Origin of the sequence: Delftia sp. SD018, assembly GCF_017355445.1 — a bacterium.
GTDB lineage: Bacteria > Pseudomonadota > Gammaproteobacteria > Burkholderiales > Burkholderiaceae_C > Comamonas > Comamonas acidovorans.
Map to the genome: position 1 here is coordinate 1 of NZ_JADDRN010000036.1, position 15,226 is coordinate 15,226.

Here is a 15,226-nt window from a genome sequence, read left to right on the forward strand (position 1 = left end):
CGGCCGCGTAGTAGCGCACATAGCCGGTGCAGCGGCACAGGTGGGGCTGCAGCGCCTCGCCCACGACCTGCTCCACATCGGCCGCGCGGATGGGTGCCTTGGCCAGGCGCTCGACCAGCACCGTGGCGGCGATGACGAAGCCCGGCGTGCAGTAGCCGCACTGGAAGCTGAAATGCTCCAGGTACTTTTGCTGCACGGGGCTGATGGCGATGACCTTGCGCGGCTGGCCCGAGGCGCCGGGCGAGGGCGGGGGCGCGGTGTCCGCGCCGGCCGGGTCGGCAATGCCTTCGATGGTGCGGACCTTGCGGCCCTGGAAGTAGTGGGCGCCGGTGATGCAGGTGCGCATTTCGCGGCTGCCCTCGGGACCGTCCACGATGATGGTGCAGGCCCGGCATTCGCCGATGCCGCAGCCCAGGCGCGAGCCGGTGAGGTTCAGGTATTCGTGCAGGAAGTCGATCATGGGCATGCCTTCGGGCACGTCCATGGGGCCGACGCTCTGGCCGTTGACGGTCAGCGACAAGGGGCGCGGGACAAGGCTCATGGTGCGAGTGCCTCCCTGATCTTTTGCGGGGTCACGGGCAGGTCGTGGAAGCGCTTGCCAATGGCGTGGTGCAGTCCGTTGACGATGGCGGCGACGATGGGAATCATCACCACCTCGGCAATGCCCTTGGGCGGATCGGTGTCCGACAGAGGTGCCAGCAGCTCGGCTGTCTGCTTCCAGACCGCCACCTCGCTGCCGCGCGGCAGGTGGTAGCGGTGGAAGTTCCAGTTGCCGTCGCCGGGGCCGCCCTCGTACAGCGGCATGGTTTCGTACAGCGCATGGCCTATGCCCATGGCAATGCCGCCTTCGAGCTGGCCGTGCACCAGCTCGGGCACGATGGGCCGCCCGCACTCCATGATGGAGTGGTGGGCCAGCAGCTCCACCGCGCCCGTGCCCGTGTCCACCGCCAGCTCGACCAGGGCCGCATTGGCGCTGTAGTAGGTGACGCCCGCGTTGTTGCGCTGCATGGGCGGATAGAACAGGTTGCGCCGCGCAATCATGCGGTAGCCGGCGGCGCTGCGCCGCGCGGTGACAGAGGCCTCGACGGGCGTGGCCGCCTGCGGCGTGTCGGTGGTTTCAGGGGCCGGCGTGACGGCGGCAGCATCGGGCGCGCTGCCCAGGCGCACGGCCAGCGCGTCCAGCGGCCGGCGCGCGCTGGTGCCCAGGATGTCGAAGTCGGCCTCGGCCCATTGCCAGCGGTTGAAGGTATGGCCCACGGCGCCCGTGACCAGCTGCATGGCATGGGCCTTCTGGGCCAGGGCCTGCAGGGACAGCGGCTGCATGCCGTTGGCCGTGAGCATGCCGTTGACCCAGCGCGCGTCCTCGCGGCGCACCACGTAGGGCGCCTTCTGGCCGCCGCCCGTGCCCTGGCTCCAGATGGCGACGGCGGCCGGCCACAGGCCGTGCTCGAAGACCACGCGCGCCGTCTCGCTGGTGGCGTGGCTGTAGTAGTAGGCCGAGTTGCTGGCGCTGGCCGGCGAGGCGTAGACCGGCGTCCACAGCGGCCGGGTGGCGAAGCGGTCCTGGTCGGCCTGGGGCATGGTGTAGTTGTCGCCCTCGGCCTTGAGCGGCAGCTCCGGCCAGTCCAGGCAGGCGGTCTGCAGCTCGTCGGCGGGCTTGCCGAACCATTGCACGCACAGCTGGGCCTGCGAGGTGCCCATGCCCGTGCCGATCTCGGTGCCCGAGTGGTGCAGCAGCACGCGGCCCTGGGGCGATATCTCGATGCGGGCGAAGGCCGCCTCGCCGCCCGTGCCGAAGTCCTTTTGCACGCAGGCAAAGCCCACGCCGTAGCGCTGGCCGGGGTGGCTGGCCTCGTAGGCGGTCTTGCGCTTGGCGCGCTCGGTCCACAGCGGGTGACGGCGGGCGCGCTCCAGCACCTCGTCGGCGCGCAGGGCACCGGCGGCGATGGCGCCCTGGGTGTTCTTGGCGCCCGAGGTCAGCACGTTGCGCAGGCGCAGCTCGATGGGGTCGATCTGCAGCAGTTCGGCGATTTCGTCCACCATCATTTCGGTGGCCGCCATGCTCTGCAGCGTGCCGTAGCCGCGTGCCGAGCCCGCGTCCAGCGCGCGGCTGGCCAGAGCCACGGCGGTGATGTCGTTCTTGGGAAAGTAGTAGATGGACTGCGCCGCCGTGCCGCCCACCATGGCGACCGAGGGCGAGAAGTTGGCCCGGCCGCCGCCATTGGCCGTCATGCTGGCCACCAGGCTCTGGAAGAGGCCGGTCTTCCTGTCGATGGCCATGGTGTAGTCGATCTCGAAGGCATGGCGCTTGAGCGAGGACTGGAACTGCTCGAACCGGTCATTGGCCAGGCGCACGGGCTTGCCGTCCGCATACAGCGCGCAGACCAGGCCGTAGTAGGGCATGGGCGCGTGGTCCTTGGAGCCGTATCCCACCGTGTAGCACGGGTGCACGAAAAGGTTCTTGAGCGGGAACCTGCTGGCCTGCACCATCTGCGCTGCCCATTCGGCCACTTCGTGTGGCGATTGCGTGGCCAGCACCATGTGCAGGCTTTGCGTGGCCGCGTCATACCAGCAGTTGGCGTTGTCGGGTTCCAGCGCGGCCGTGTCCACCGATTGCGTGGCGTAGTGGCGCTGCAGCACCAGCCAGTCGGCGGGCGGGGTGGCCAGCTCCTGGGCGATCTGCTCGGCCGCGCGCAGGCCGCGCGCCGTGACCGCGTCGGCCTTGGAGATCTGCGGCCAGACCAGCGGCTTGCGTTCGGCGGGGAACAGCGGGGCATCGCGCAGGCTGGAGAACACGTCGTCGTCAAAGGCCGTGGCGCCGCCCTGGCGCACGTAGCGGAACACGCCCCAGGGCGGACGGTCCAGCGCGCCCGTGATGCGGCCGTAGCGGATGACGCCGGCCGTGGCCTGCAGCCTTTCCTTGGCAAAGCGAAAGCGCGCGAAGTCGTGGTAGATGAGGATGGCCACGGCCTGGCCCAGGTATGCGGGGGTCTTGCCTGGTGGCAGCAGCATGTCTTCGCCATAGAACTCGGGAAAGGCCAGGCCATCGCGCGCCAGGTCCTCGGCCGTTACCACGCGGTCGGGCGCCAGTTCGCCGTCCAGGGAAGACAGGTCCATTCCATCGAACAGCCGGTCGGCCAGCGTGGTGCGCACGATGAAGGCATGGGATTGCTGCTGCGGCCAGTGCGGCATGTCGCGTGCGCGGATGTCGCGGGCGAAGACCTTGGCGCCCATGACCTTGGAGCGGCCATCGAGCCGCATGCGCGGCAGCTGGGTGGCCGGCTCGCGGGCCACACTGCCCAGGACGCGGTCTTCAAAGAGGGCTGCATAGGCCTGGCTGGCCAGCGGCGCCACCCAGACGCTGACGCCTGCGATGCTGGCGGCCTGCAGAAAGCCGCGCCGCGACAAGGGAGCCGTGCCGGCCTGGCTGCCGGCGCCGGAGTGTTGTTCTGGGCGCATGGCGCTCTTCTCCTGTGGGGTTGAGCCCACTGTAGGAGGGCGCATGCCGCGCGGCCTGTCAGCAAAGGCTGCTTCTGGCGTCAGCGCGGCGGCAGCGGCGAGTGCTTGCCATCGTCAAAAGCAGGAGCGGGCCAGGGCCGCCAGGCCGCGACGGCAGCGTGCCGGCCGCACTGTCAATCAGACGCCGGCGCAAGAAGGGCCTTGCCGCAGTGCTCCGTGGCGCCGCGCATAGCCCGGCAGGGCAAGGGCGTGTCCACATTCAGGCATAGTTGAGGGTTGTGCAGAAAGTAGTGAAGTCCCGGGCATAACCGGAGCTTCTTATTACTTTATTTTTTTATAGTTTGCGTTTTTATACGCGCAACCTATATTTGCTCCCACTTCCCAACAATGCGCAGCGGCGTCCCCAGGCCGTCCTGCGCCGCGGCGTTTTTTCATGATCGAGATTCGGGATCTTTCCCTGACCTACAAGGGCCCCACCGGGCCCGTCCATGCCTTGCGGGGCATCAACCTGCAGATCGAGTCGGGCGAGGTGTTCGGCATCATCGGCCGCAGCGGCGCGGGCAAAAGCTCGCTGGTGCGCTGCCTGAACCTGCTCAACCGCCCGACCTCCGGCCAGGTGCTGGTGGGCGGCCGTGACCTGATGCAGCTCAGCGATGCCGAGCTGCGCACGGCGCGCCGTGACATCGGCATGGTGTTCCAGCATTTCAACCTGCTGTCCTCGCGCACGGTGTTCGACAACGCCGCGCTGCCGCTGGAGATGGCGGGCATGTCGGCCGACGACATCAAGAAGCGCGTGGACCCGCTGCTGGACCTGGTGGGCCTGAGCGCGCTGCGCGACCGCTATCCGGCGCAGATTTCGGGCGGGCAAAAGCAGCGCGTGGGCATTGCGCGCGCGCTGGCCAGCCACCCCAAGGTGCTGCTGTCGGACGAGGCCACATCGGCCCTGGACCCCGAGACCACGCGCTCCATCCTGGACCTGCTGCGCAAGGTCAACCGCGAGCTGGGCCTGACCGTGGTGCTGATCACGCACCAGATGCAGGTGATCAAGCAGATCGCCGACCGCGTGGCCGTGATCGACGGCGGCGAGATTGCCGAGCTGGGCCCCGTGATCGACGTGTTCACGCGCCCGCAGCAGGCCATCACGCGCAGCCTGATCGACGAGATCGTGCCCCAGCAACTGCCCGAGTCGGTGGCCGTGCGCGTGAATGCGCTGGCCGCCCAGCTGGCGCCGGGCCAGCAAGGCCGGCTGCTGCGCCTGTCGTATGCGGGCGAGAGCGCCTACCAGCCCATCCTGTCGCACCTGATCCGCGAGCTGGGGCTGGACCTGTCCATCCTGCATGGCCAGATCGACGAGATCCAGGAGCAGACCTTCGGCTCGCTGGCCGTCTTCGCCAGCGGCGACGCGGCAAAGATTGATGCCGCCGTGGACCATCTGCGCGCCACCGGCGTGCAGGTGCAGATCGTTTCCACCAGGGATTGAGCGATGTTTGAGAATTTTTCGGAAATGATGCTGGAGCTGTTCGTCAGCTCGCTGTGGGAGACCATCATCATGGTCGGCGTCTCGGGCCTGGTGGGCGGCCTGATCGGCATTCCCCTGGGTGTGTTCCTGCGCCTGACCGACCACGGCGGCGTGCTGCAGAACGGCCCGGCCAACAAGATCGTGGGCTGGATCGTCAATGCGCTGCGCTCCACTCCCTTCATCATCCTGCTGGTGGCCATCATCCCGCTGACGCGTCTGATCACGGGCTCGTCCATCGGCACCTGGGCGGCCGTGGTGCCGCTGACCATTGCGGCAGCGCCCTTCGTGGCGCGCCTGGTGGAGACCGCGCTGCGCGAGGTGGACAACGGCCTGGTGGAAGCGGCCCAGTCCATGGGCGCCACCACGGGCCAGATCGTCTGGAAGATCCTGCTGCCCGAGGCGCTGCCCGGCATCGTGGCGGGCCTGACCATCAGCTTCGTGAGCCTGACCGGCTACTCGGCCATGGCCGGCGCCATTGGCGGCGGCGGCCTGGGCGACCTGGGCATCCGCTACGGCTACCAGCGCTTTTTGCCCGATGTGATGCTGGCCGTGGTCATCATCCTGATCTTCTTCGTGCAGGCCATCCAGAGCCTGGGCGACTGGGCGGTGCGCAGGTTGAGCCACCGCTGATCCACACACCCCGGCGGCCGGCGCGGCCGGGGCGGCAAGCTGCCGTGAGATTGTCTGAAAGAGGGATTCCATGAAAAAGCGCGCATTGCTTCAATCGCTGGCCCTGGCTGCCGTCCTGCCCCTGGCGGGAATGGCCGCGCTGCCGGCCCATGCGGCCGACGGCTCGGTCACCATCGGCGTGACCTCGGGCCCGCACGCCCAGATCGCCGAGGTGGCCAGGAAGGTGGCCGAGAAGAACGGCCTCAAGGTGAAGCTGGTCGAGTTCGGCGACTTCATCCAGCCCAACGCTGCCCTGTCGCAGGGTGAGCTGGATGCCAACATCTACCAGCACCAGCCCTTCATGGACGCCCAGAACAAGGACCGCGGCTACAAGCTCGTGCCCGTGGCCCGTGCGGTCAACCAGCAGATGGGCGTGTACTCCAAGAAGATCAAAAGCCTGGCCGACCTCAAGAGCGGTGCGCGCGTGGGCATCCCCAACGACCCCACCAACGGCTCGCGCGCACTGATGGTGCTGGCCGCGCAAAAGCTGATCGAACTGAAGACCGGCGCGGGCGCCCGTGCCTCGGTGCTGGACATCACGGCCAATCCGAAGAAGCTGCGCTTCGTCGAGCTGGAGGCCGCCCAGCTGGCGCGCTCGCTGGACGACCTGGACGCCGCCGCCGTCAACAGCAGCTACGCCGTGGCCGCAGGCCTGTCGCCGCAAAAGGATTCGCTGGCGCTGGAAGCCACGGACACGCCCTATGTGACCGTGCTGATCGCCACGCGCGCCGGCCATGAAAAGGACGCGGGCCTGCAGGCCTTCGTCAAGGCCTACCAGTCGCCCGAGGTGCGCCAGTTCATCGACACGCAGTTCAAGGGCGCCTACACGGCGGCCTGGTAAGAGCATGGGCAGCCTCGCATCGCACCAAGTTTCCGACGCGGACTTCGTGGCCGCCATCGGCGTGCAATGGCAGCACCGTCCGCTGGCGCCCGAGCCCGGCCTGGCCGCGCTGCTGGCGCAGGCCCAGCTGGACGATGGCGGCAAGGCCACCGTGGTCCAGGCCGTGGGCATGCTGGTGGTCGACGAATGCGTGGCCCATGGCTACCACAGCATGGACCTGGTCGTGCTGCACCCAGGCACCCCGGGCCTGGACGAGGCGCTGGAGCGCTTCGACAAGCCCCACACCCATGCCGATGACGAGGTGCGCTACATCCTCGAAGGCGAAGGCCTGTTCGGCTTTTTTGATGCCCATGGCCAAGAGCGCGTGCTGCGCGTGCAGCCCGGCGACTACCTGCGCATACCGGCGGGCGTGGAGCACCGCTTCACGCTGACCGCCACGCGGCGCATCAAGGCGCTGCGCCTGTTCGCCGATACGGCGGGCTGGGTGGCGCAATATACCCAGCGGCCCGCCGCTGCCATGGAGATGCCCGCATGAGCCTGCCTGTCCCGACACTGTTCCAGACACTTGACGAGGCGCTGTTCACGCGGGCCCAGGACCTGCTGGACGAGGAATGGCTGGCCAAGGATGCCGACCTCGCTCCTGTGCTGCCCGTGGTGCTGGCGCGCGGCGTGGGCCAGGACTGGCACAAGGCCGGCACCTTCCGCCACCACCTGGCGGGCGTGGCCCGTTCGCTGGCGCTGTGGCGCCAGCCGCGCGACGTGCGCCTGCTGGGCCTGCTGCACAGCGTCTACGGCAACGCCTTCGTGGACCTGGTCAAGTTCGACGCGGGCAGCGAGCGCGGCCGCCTGCGCGAGCTGGTGGGCGAGGGCGCCGAGCACCTGGTCTACCTGTTCTGCACCATGAGCCGCACGCAGTTCATGCAGAAGATCCTGGCCGGCGACCTGGCCGAAGACGGCTCCATGGCGCTGGAATCTGCCGGCCGCAGCCAGCGCCTGAGCGCCTATGAGGTGGCGGCCTTCACCATCGTGAGCATGGCCGATGCCATGGAGCAGTGGTTCAGCTGGCAGGAAGACATCTATTCGCAGTTTCCGCAGGTGCAGAACCAGCGGCAGCAGGGCGTGCACTGGGCGGCCTCGCTGTGGCCCGGTCCCATGCGGCCTGCCAGCCGCATGCTCAGCCAGATCAGCGACCTGGGCCGTGCGCTGCTGCACCCGGCGCTGCGCGCCCAGCTGCCGCTGCCGCCGGTGTTCGACCATTGCAGCCGGCAGCTGTCGCCCGGCGACGAGGCCGCTGCCGTGTCGCTGTACTGGTCGGTGATCCAGCTGGACCAGCCGCTGGTGGACCTGGACGCCGCCACGGCCGTGCTGGAAAGCGCCGTGCGCCTGAACCCCTGGGTGGGCGAGCCGCAGATGGTGCTGGCCCAGCTCTACCTGTCTGCCGGCCGTGCCGACGACGCCGCGCGCGCAGCCACCAGCGCGCTGCAGTGCTTCAGCGGCTGGGGCAATGCCTGGGACAAGCGCGTGCAGTGGGACGCCTGGATCGCCTGGACGCGCATCCTGCTGCAGTCGGCGCAGCAGGGAAGCTGGCCTGAACGGCTGGACAAGCTCAACAACCTGGCCCTGAAGGGCTGAGATGCAAAAAAGCCTGGCGCGAGAGCCAGGCTTTTTTGTGATGGGAACGCGCCCGCGCCTTATTTGGCCGGCGCCGTTTCGGCCTTGGCGGCCGGCGCAGCGCTGGCGGGCACGGCGCCATCCTCGATCGCCTCGGGATGCATGGGCCGGCGTGCATAGCGCTGGGCCAGCACGGCGCAGACCATGAGCTGCAGCTGGTGGAAGACCATCAGCGGCAGCACGATGGCGCCCACGGCACTGGACTCGAACAGCACCTTGGCCATGGGCACGCCGCTGACCAGGCTCTTCTTGGAGCCGCAGAACACCAGGGTGATCTCGTCCTCCTTGGAAAAGCCCAGGCGGCGCGCCGTCCACGACGTGATGACCAGCACCAGGGCCAGCAGGATGGACGACAGCAGCAGCAGGCCCAGCAGCGCAGGCAGGGGCGTCTGCTGCCACAGGCCGCTGATGACGGCGGCGCTGAAGGCCGTGTACACCACCAGCAGGATGGAGCCCTGGTCCACGAACTTCACGCGCTTGGCATGGCGCGAGATGAAGCCGCCGATCACGGGCCGCAGCAGATGGCCCAGCACAAAGGGCAGCAGCAGCTGCAGCGCGATCTTGCCGATGGCCTGCAGCGCGTCGCCCCCTTCGGCGCTCTTGTGCAGCAGCATGCTGACCAGGATGGGCGTGATCACGATGCCCATCAGCGTGGAGGCCGAGGCGCTGCACACGGCGGCGGGCATATTGCCGCGCGCCATGGCCGTGAAGGCGATGGCCGATTGCACCGTGGCCGGCAGCGTGCACAGGAAGAGCACGCCCATGTACATCTCGGGCGTGACCAGCGGCTCAAGCACGGGGCGCAGCGCCCAGCCCAGCAGGGGAAAGAGCACGAAGGTGGCGGCAAAGATGGTCAGGTGCAGGCGCCAGTGGCCTATGCCGGCAAAGATGGCCTCGCGCGAGAGCTTGGCGCCGTGCAGGAAGAACAGCAGGCTGACCATGAGCGTGGTCGCCACCTCCAGCCATTGCGAGACGGTGCCCGAGGCGGGCAGGAAGCTGGCCAGTGCCACGGTGGACAGCAGCATCAGCGTGAAATTGTCAGGGGCGAAGCGGGGGCGTGCCATGGGAAAACTCTCTCCAACTAACTATCGGTTCGTGCAGCCAGGCTGCAAGGCCCCGATTGGACGCCACGGCCATTGAAAAGAGAAATGGATTTATCTGATGGTTTTATAATTTTTCCGTATGAATATCAGCCTGCGCCAGCTGCGCGCCTTCCTGGCCGTGGCGGAAAGCCGCAACTTCAGCCGCGCGGGCGAGCTGATGGCGCTCACCCAGCCCGCCGTCAGCCGCAATGTCACCGAGCTGGAACAGGCCCTGGGCGTGCAGCTTTTGCACCGCACCACGCGCGAGGTGGAGCTGACCGACGCCGGCCGCCTGCTGCAGGGCCATGCCACGCGCGTGCTGGACGCGCTGGATGAATGCCTGCTCGAAGTCAGCGGCCTGGCCACCCAGCGCCTGGGCAAGGTGCGCGTGGCCAGCAGCCCCACGCTGTCGGCGCATCTGATGCCACGCTGCATTGCGCGCTGCCGCGAGCAGGCGCCGGGCATCGAGCTGCTGCTGCTGGACCGCATCCAGAGCGACGTGCTGCAAAGCGTGCGCAGCGGCGAGGTGGACTTCGGCGTGGTCATCGACCCGCAGGGCCGCGATGACCTGTACTGCGAAACCATACTCAGCGAGCCCTTTTGCCTGGTCTGCCCGGCCACGCACAGGCTGGCCCGCAAGCGCCAGGTGGCCTGGAGCGACCTGGCCGGCCAGCCGCTGGTGCTGCTGGACCACGCCTCGGGCAGCCGCCGCCTGATCGACGCCGCGCTGCAGGCCCACGACGCCGAGGCCGCCGTGGTCCAGGAAGTCGGCCACACCACCACCATCTTCTGCATGCTCCAGGCGGGCCTGGGCCTGAGCGTGGTGCCGGAACTGGCCGTGCCGCAGGAATGGCGAACTCCCGCGAGTGGCGCCACCACCCCCGACGCCCTCGCAAGCCGTCCCCTGCTGCCGCGCGTTCAGCGCGACATCATGCTGGTGCGCCGCCGCCAGCGCGAACTGTCGCCGGTGGCGCAAAGCGTGTGGGATTTGATCAGGGGGGAGGCGGCGCAGCTGTGAGGCTGTGGCCACAAGCCGCCGCATACGGCCTGATCGCCTCGCGCACGCGGTCCAGCACCAGCGCGTGGGGCGAGGGTGCCAGCCGCCCGGCGCGCACGGCCTGGTATTGGGCGGGGAGGAACTGGCTGAGCATGTTCTCGGGCAGGGTGCAGGCGGACAGGTTGTCCAGCAGCCGCGCCACGGCGGCGTTCACCGTGGGGTCGGCCCAGTAGTAGCGGATGCGGTCGCTGTAGCTGTAGATGCGCAGCAGCCTTTGGGCGCCGGGATCGGGCTGCTCGCCGCGGTAGTAGCGCTCCCAGCTGGCGGGGCGGCCCAGCATGGCGGACTCCAGTACGGCGGGCAGGTGGGAGCGCTGGTGCGCGTCGATGAGCTGCTCTTCGATGGAGGCCAGCGCGAACAGCACCTCGCGCAGCGCAAAGGTGGCGCCGGGGCCGACCTTGAGGATGGCAAAGCCGTCCTGCACCAGCTGGCGCAGGGCCTCGGGCCGCTGGTAGTCGGTGGAGTGGGCCTCGAAGACCAGTTGCGGGTGCTGGCGCAGCAACTGCTTGAGGTCGGCCGCTTCACGGGGCGCGTAGTCCACCACGCGCGTGTGATCGAACTCCACGCCGGGCTGGACCACCATGGCAATGATGCGCGGCCAGACGGGGTCCAGCCCCTGTTGCGCGAAGACGTCGCGGTGCACCTGCAGCGTGCGCTGGGCGTCGGCGCGGGCAGTGACTTGCACATGCTCCAGCGCATGCGCGGCGCCGCCGGGCACGGGCACTTCGGTGCCGATCACGTAGACGGGGCCGGGCGCCGGGCAGGTGCTGCCGCGCTCGGCCGCCTGGCAGAGCAGGGCAGCGCGGCGGGCCACGGTTTCGTCGTCCAGCGCCTGGGGGTCGTCTGCGCAGGCCATGCTGGCGTCCAGGTGCAGCTTCACGAAGCCGGCTGCCGCATAGGCGTGCACCAGGTCCTGCGCCAGATCCATGGCCTCGGCGGCTGGAAGATGGGTCCACGCCGTGGGGCCCAGGTGGTCGCCGCCCAGCAGCACGCGGTCGGGCGGCAGGCCGACGCGGTGGGCGATGGCCAGCACGAAGCGGCGGAAGTCGGCGGGCTGCATGCCGGTGTAGCCGCCGAACTGGTTGACCTGGTTGGCGGTGGCCTCCACCAGCAGTGGCGTGCCATCGTCCAGCGCCTGGTGCATGGCGGCCTCGATGACCAGGGGATGGGCCGAGCAGATTGAGTAGATGCCGAGTGCGCTGCCTATTCCGTGCGCATCGCCTGCGGCTGCTGGCGTTTGCATGGAGCGTGACTGCGCCAGGCGGGTGAAGTGGGTGAGATGGGCCGGCATGGCTTCAGCCCTCCATCACCGCATGCCGCAGGTGCTGCGGCTGTTGTGCCAGCAGCGCGTCTAGCCCGGCAAAGCCGGATGTGCCCTCCATCGGCCCCTTGCTGGAGACGGCCAGCGCGCCGGCCGCATTGGCGTAGCGCAGCGATTGCAGCGCGGTCTTGCCCAGGCGCCGGCAGGCGATGAAGGTGGCGCCAAAGCAGTCGCCCGCACCCGTGGGGTCGGCCACGTTCACGCGGAGGGCGTCGAGGTCGATGCGCTCGTCGGCACTGAAGTAGCTGCAGCCGTCGGCGCCGCGCTTGACCACGATTTCGCGCACGCCGCGCGCGAAGATCTCGGCGATGGCGCCGGCCTCGTCGGCCGAGCGGGCCAGCTGCGTGACCTCGTGGCCGCTGGGCAGGAAGATGTCGGTGAACTCCAGGATGTAGGCCAGGGCTTCGCGCATTTCGGGGATGCGCAGCATCTCCTTGCGCACGTTCGGGTCGAAGGACACGGTGCCGCCCTGGGCCTTGACGATTTCGATGGCCTTCTTCATGGCATCGATGATGCGAAACGAGAACAGCGACGAGCCCATGACATGGAAGTGCGCGCAGTCCTTGAGCACGGCCTGGTTGACCTGCTCGGGCTGCAGCTGGGCCGAGGCGCTGTTGGTGATGTTGAAGATGAAGTCGCGCTCGCCGCTGTCGCGGTAGGTGACGAAGGCGCTGCCCGTGACGGCACCCTTGCACACGGCGATGGCGCTGGTGTCCACTCCGTCGCGGCGCAGGCGGTCGATGTTGAGCCAGCCAAAGTCGTCATCGCCCACGCAGCCGATGATGGCGGCCGGATGCCCCAGCCGGGCGACCTGGTCGATGAAGATGGCGGGCGCCCCGCTGGCATAGGGCCCGGCCAGCGGCCCCGGCGCGCGAAAGCTCTGGCCTTTTCGCTCGGCCATGATTTCGACGAGGATCTCGCCCATGGTCATGATGGATTGCATGCTCTCCCTCCCTTTGGAATCGAACCCCGTGCGCCGTTCGCTGCACCGCCGGCCCATGCGTCAGCGCCTGCGCCTGCTGTGCACATCGATGCACACGGCCACCAGAATCACGCTGCCCTTGACGATGAGCTGATAGAAGTAGGGCACGCTCATCAGGTTCATGCCGTTGTTGATGACGCCGATCATCAGCGCCCCTATCAAGGTGCCCGCAACGCTGCCGTGGCCTCCGGCCAGGCGCGTGCCGCCCAGCACGGCGGCGGCAATGGCGTCCAGCTCCCAGCCCATGGCCGCGTTGGGCTGGGCCGAGTACAGGCGGGAGGTGAGCAGCAGGCCGCCCACGGCCGCCATCAGCCCCGACAGCATGAAGATGGCGATCTTGAGCCGCCCCACCCGTATGCCCGCATAGTTGGCCGCCTCGGCATTGCCGCCTGCCAGATAGGTCTTGCGGCCAAAGACGGTACGGGCAAGCACGAAGTGGTTGGCGGCCAGCAGTGCGGCCAGGATCCAGATGGGCACGGGCATGCCCAGCCATTCGCCGTTGCCGATCCACAGAAAGGCCTCGTTGTCCACCGGCGCCGGCATGCCGCCCGAGACGATATAGGCCAGCCCCCGGAAGATGCCCATGGTCGCCACCGTCACGATGAAGGACGGCAGATGCAGCAGCGCCGACAGCGAGCCGTTGAGCGCGCCCAGCAGCAGGCCGCACAGCAGCACGGCGGGCAGCACCAGGGCGGGCGCCAGGCCCTGGCCCAGCATCAGGCCGGCCACGCTGCCTGCCAGGGCGACCACCGATCCCACCGAGAGATCGATCTCGCCCAGCAGCAGCACATAGGTCATGCCGAAGGCCACGATGGCGATGATGGACACCTGCAGCAGCACGTTGCGCAGGTTGCCGGCCGTCAGAAAGGCCGGCGACAGCAGGGAGAACAGCAGCACCAGGGCGGCCAGGCCCATGAGGGTGCCGGCGTGGCGCCGCAGCGATCGCCAGCCACCTCGCAAGCCGTCTCGCCAGGTTTCCTGGCTGTCCGGGATGCTTTCGGCGGCGTCGGCAGCGTCGGAGGCGTTGGAGGCCTTGGAGTAGCCAGACGCGGTGATGCTCAGTTCGGAAGGGGTCATGGCAGTCCTGCTCCGGTGGCGTGCGCCATCACGGTCTCCTGGCGCAGATGAAGGGTGTCCAGGCTCTGGACGAGGCGCTTGTTGCGCATGACCAGCAGCCGGTCGCTCATGGCCAGTGCCTCGGGCAGTTCCGACGACACCAGGATGACGGCCGTGCCGGCTGCTGCCAGCTCGCGGATCAGGGCATAGATCTCGAACTTCGCGCCCACGTCGATGCCGCGCGTGGGCTCGTCCAGCACCAGCAGCCGGGGGCGCATGGCCAGCCATTTGGCGAACACGATCTTTTGCTGGTTGCCGCCCGACAGCTGGCGCACGGGCTGGTGCAGGCCGGCAACGCGTATCTTCAGCCGCTGCACGCAGGCGCGGGCCAGCGATTGCTCGGCCGCCTCGTCGGTGAGCAGTGCGCCGCCGCGCCCGCTGTGCACCTGCACCATGCAGATGTTGTGCTGCACGGACTGGTCCAGCACCAGGCCTTGCTCCTTGCGGTTCTCGGTCACGAAGGCCATGCCCTGGCCAATGGCGTCGGCCGGCGAGCGCAGGCGCAGCGGCCGGCCGTGCATGAGGATGCTGCCCGTGCAGCGGTGCATGCCGAACAGCGCATCCATGACATCGGACCGGCCCGAGCCCACCAGCCCGAAAAAGCCCACGATCTCGCCCGCGTGGACCTCGAAGTCAATGCCTTCGAAGCGCCCGGCCAGGCCCAGGCCGCGCACCTGGAGCAGGGCGCGCGTGCTGCGGTCAGGGGCGGGGCCGCGCGGCGGATAGATGTCCTGCATCTGGCGCCCCACCATGAGCGCGATCAGTGCCCCGATGTCGGTTTCGTCCCGCGCCAGGGTGCAGATGGAGCTGCCGTCGCGCATGACGGTGATCTCGTCGGAGATGCGCATGATCTCGTCCATGCGGTGCGAGACGTAGATGATGGCGCGCCCCTCGGCCTTGAGGCGGGCGATGAGGGTGAACAGAATCTGCGCCTCGCTGTCGCTGAGCGAGGAGGTGGGCTCATCCATGATGACGATGCGCGAGGGCTGGCACAGCGCCTTGGCGATCTCCACCAGCTGGCGCTGGGCCAGCGACAGTTCGGCCACCTGCGCGTTGGGGTCCAGGTCCATGCCCAGGCGGGCCAGCAGCGCGGCGGCGTCGCGGTGCAGTGCGCGGCGGTCCACGCAGCCGGCCCGCTGCGGGAGGCGCGCGGCAAACAGGTTGTCCGCCACGCTGAGGTTGGGCGCCAGGCTCAGCTCCTGGTGAACGATGGCGATGCCGTGGCGCTGCGCATCGGCGGGGCTGGCCAGCTCGGTGCCGGCACCCTCGATCAGCAGTTGGCCGCCATCGGGCCGGTGCACGCCGGCCAGGATCTTGAGCAGGGTGGATTTGCCGGCCCCGTTCTCGCCCAGCAGCGTGTGCACCGTGCCTGCGCGCAGGCGGAAGGACACGCTTTTGAGCGCCTGCACGGCGCCGAAGGATTTGGCCAGCGCCTGGGCCTCGAGCATGGGGGGCGGCGCAACGGCGTCGAGCATGGCACGGCCTGGGTGGCTGTGTGCAGTGGGGCCT

General features: G+C 68.7%; 13 protein-coding genes. 6 read left to right on the plus strand and 7 right to left on the minus strand.

Annotated elements, in window-relative coordinates; translation table 11 throughout:
- The coding region (locus INR38_RS25475) for a (2Fe-2S)-binding protein (protein ID WP_207476005.1) at positions 1-541 on the minus strand (541 nt) is incomplete at its 3' end.
- Positions 538-3,459: a molybdopterin cofactor-binding domain-containing protein gene (locus INR38_RS25480; protein ID WP_207444195.1), complete on the minus strand. Its 2,922-nt coding sequence runs from the start codon at positions 3,457-3,459 to the stop codon at positions 538-540. The genes INR38_RS25480 and INR38_RS25475, both read right to left, overlap by 4 nt.
- 433 nt (positions 3,460-3,892) lie before the next feature.
- Between INR38_RS25480 and INR38_RS25485 the strand changes: the two genes are divergently transcribed.
- The 5 genes from INR38_RS25485 (at position 3,893) to INR38_RS25505 (ending at position 8,120) form a co-directional block, all read left to right on the plus strand.
- Positions 3,893-4,939: a methionine ABC transporter ATP-binding protein gene (locus INR38_RS25485; RefSeq protein WP_012205010.1), complete on the plus strand. Its 1,047-nt coding sequence runs from the start codon at positions 3,893-3,895 to the stop codon at positions 4,937-4,939.
- A gap of 3 nt (positions 4,940-4,942) precedes the next feature.
- A complete protein-coding gene (locus INR38_RS25490) occupies positions 4,943-5,608 on the plus strand; it encodes a methionine ABC transporter permease (RefSeq protein WP_012205011.1) in 666 nt (221 codons plus the stop codon).
- 70 nt (positions 5,609-5,678) lie between these two features.
- Positions 5,679-6,488 carry a MetQ/NlpA family ABC transporter substrate-binding protein gene (locus tag INR38_RS25495; protein ID WP_012205012.1) on the plus strand — a complete coding sequence of 270 codons (810 nt, stop codon included), beginning with the start codon at positions 5,679-5,681 and terminating at the stop codon, positions 6,486-6,488.
- A 4-nt stretch (positions 6,489-6,492) separates the two neighbouring features.
- A complete protein-coding gene (locus INR38_RS25500) occupies positions 6,493-7,023 on the plus strand; it encodes a cupin domain-containing protein (RefSeq protein WP_207444196.1) in 531 nt (176 codons plus the stop codon).
- Positions 7,020-8,120: a DUF6817 domain-containing protein gene (locus INR38_RS25505; RefSeq protein ID WP_207444197.1), complete on the plus strand. Its 1,101-nt coding sequence runs from the start codon at positions 7,020-7,022 to the stop codon at positions 8,118-8,120. Before INR38_RS25500 ends, INR38_RS25505 begins: the two co-directional genes overlap by 4 nt.
- A gap of 59 nt (positions 8,121-8,179) precedes the next feature.
- Here the strand turns inward: INR38_RS25505 and INR38_RS25510 are convergent, their stop codons facing one another.
- Positions 8,180-9,223, minus strand: a complete 1,044-nt coding sequence (locus INR38_RS25510; protein WP_034392464.1) for a bile acid:sodium symporter family protein — start codon at positions 9,221-9,223, stop codon at positions 8,180-8,182.
- Between the two features lie 118 nt (positions 9,224-9,341).
- Between INR38_RS25510 and INR38_RS25515 the strand changes: the two genes are divergently transcribed.
- A complete protein-coding gene (locus INR38_RS25515) occupies positions 9,342-10,259 on the plus strand; it encodes a LysR family transcriptional regulator (RefSeq protein WP_207444198.1) in 918 nt (305 codons plus the stop codon).
- On the opposite strand, the gene INR38_RS25520 is transcribed toward INR38_RS25515, so the two are convergent.
- From INR38_RS25520 to INR38_RS25535, 4 genes are read right to left on the minus strand one after another with little or no spacing between them, the layout of a single operon-like run.
- Positions 10,234-11,589: a D-tagatose-bisphosphate aldolase, class II, non-catalytic subunit gene (locus INR38_RS25520; RefSeq protein WP_207444199.1), complete on the minus strand. Its 1,356-nt coding sequence runs from the start codon at positions 11,587-11,589 to the stop codon at positions 10,234-10,236. The two genes, INR38_RS25515 and INR38_RS25520, sit on opposite strands and share 26 nt — an antisense overlap.
- 4 nt (positions 11,590-11,593) lie before the next feature.
- Entirely contained in the window at positions 11,594-12,562 is a 969-nt protein-coding gene (locus INR38_RS25525; RefSeq protein WP_207444200.1) for a sugar kinase, read from the minus strand.
- Between the two features lie 60 nt (positions 12,563-12,622).
- On the minus strand, positions 12,623-13,678 hold the full coding sequence (locus tag INR38_RS25530; protein WP_207444201.1) for an ABC transporter permease: 1,056 nt from the start codon (positions 13,676-13,678) through the stop codon (positions 12,623-12,625).
- The gene (locus INR38_RS25535; protein WP_207444202.1) at positions 13,675-15,192 is read right to left on the minus strand and encodes a sugar ABC transporter ATP-binding protein; all 1,518 of its coding nucleotides are present in this window, start codon (positions 15,190-15,192) and stop codon (positions 13,675-13,677) included. The genes INR38_RS25530 and INR38_RS25535 overlap by 4 nt, the downstream gene beginning before the upstream one ends.
- Positions 15,193-15,226 lie beyond the last annotated feature (34 nt).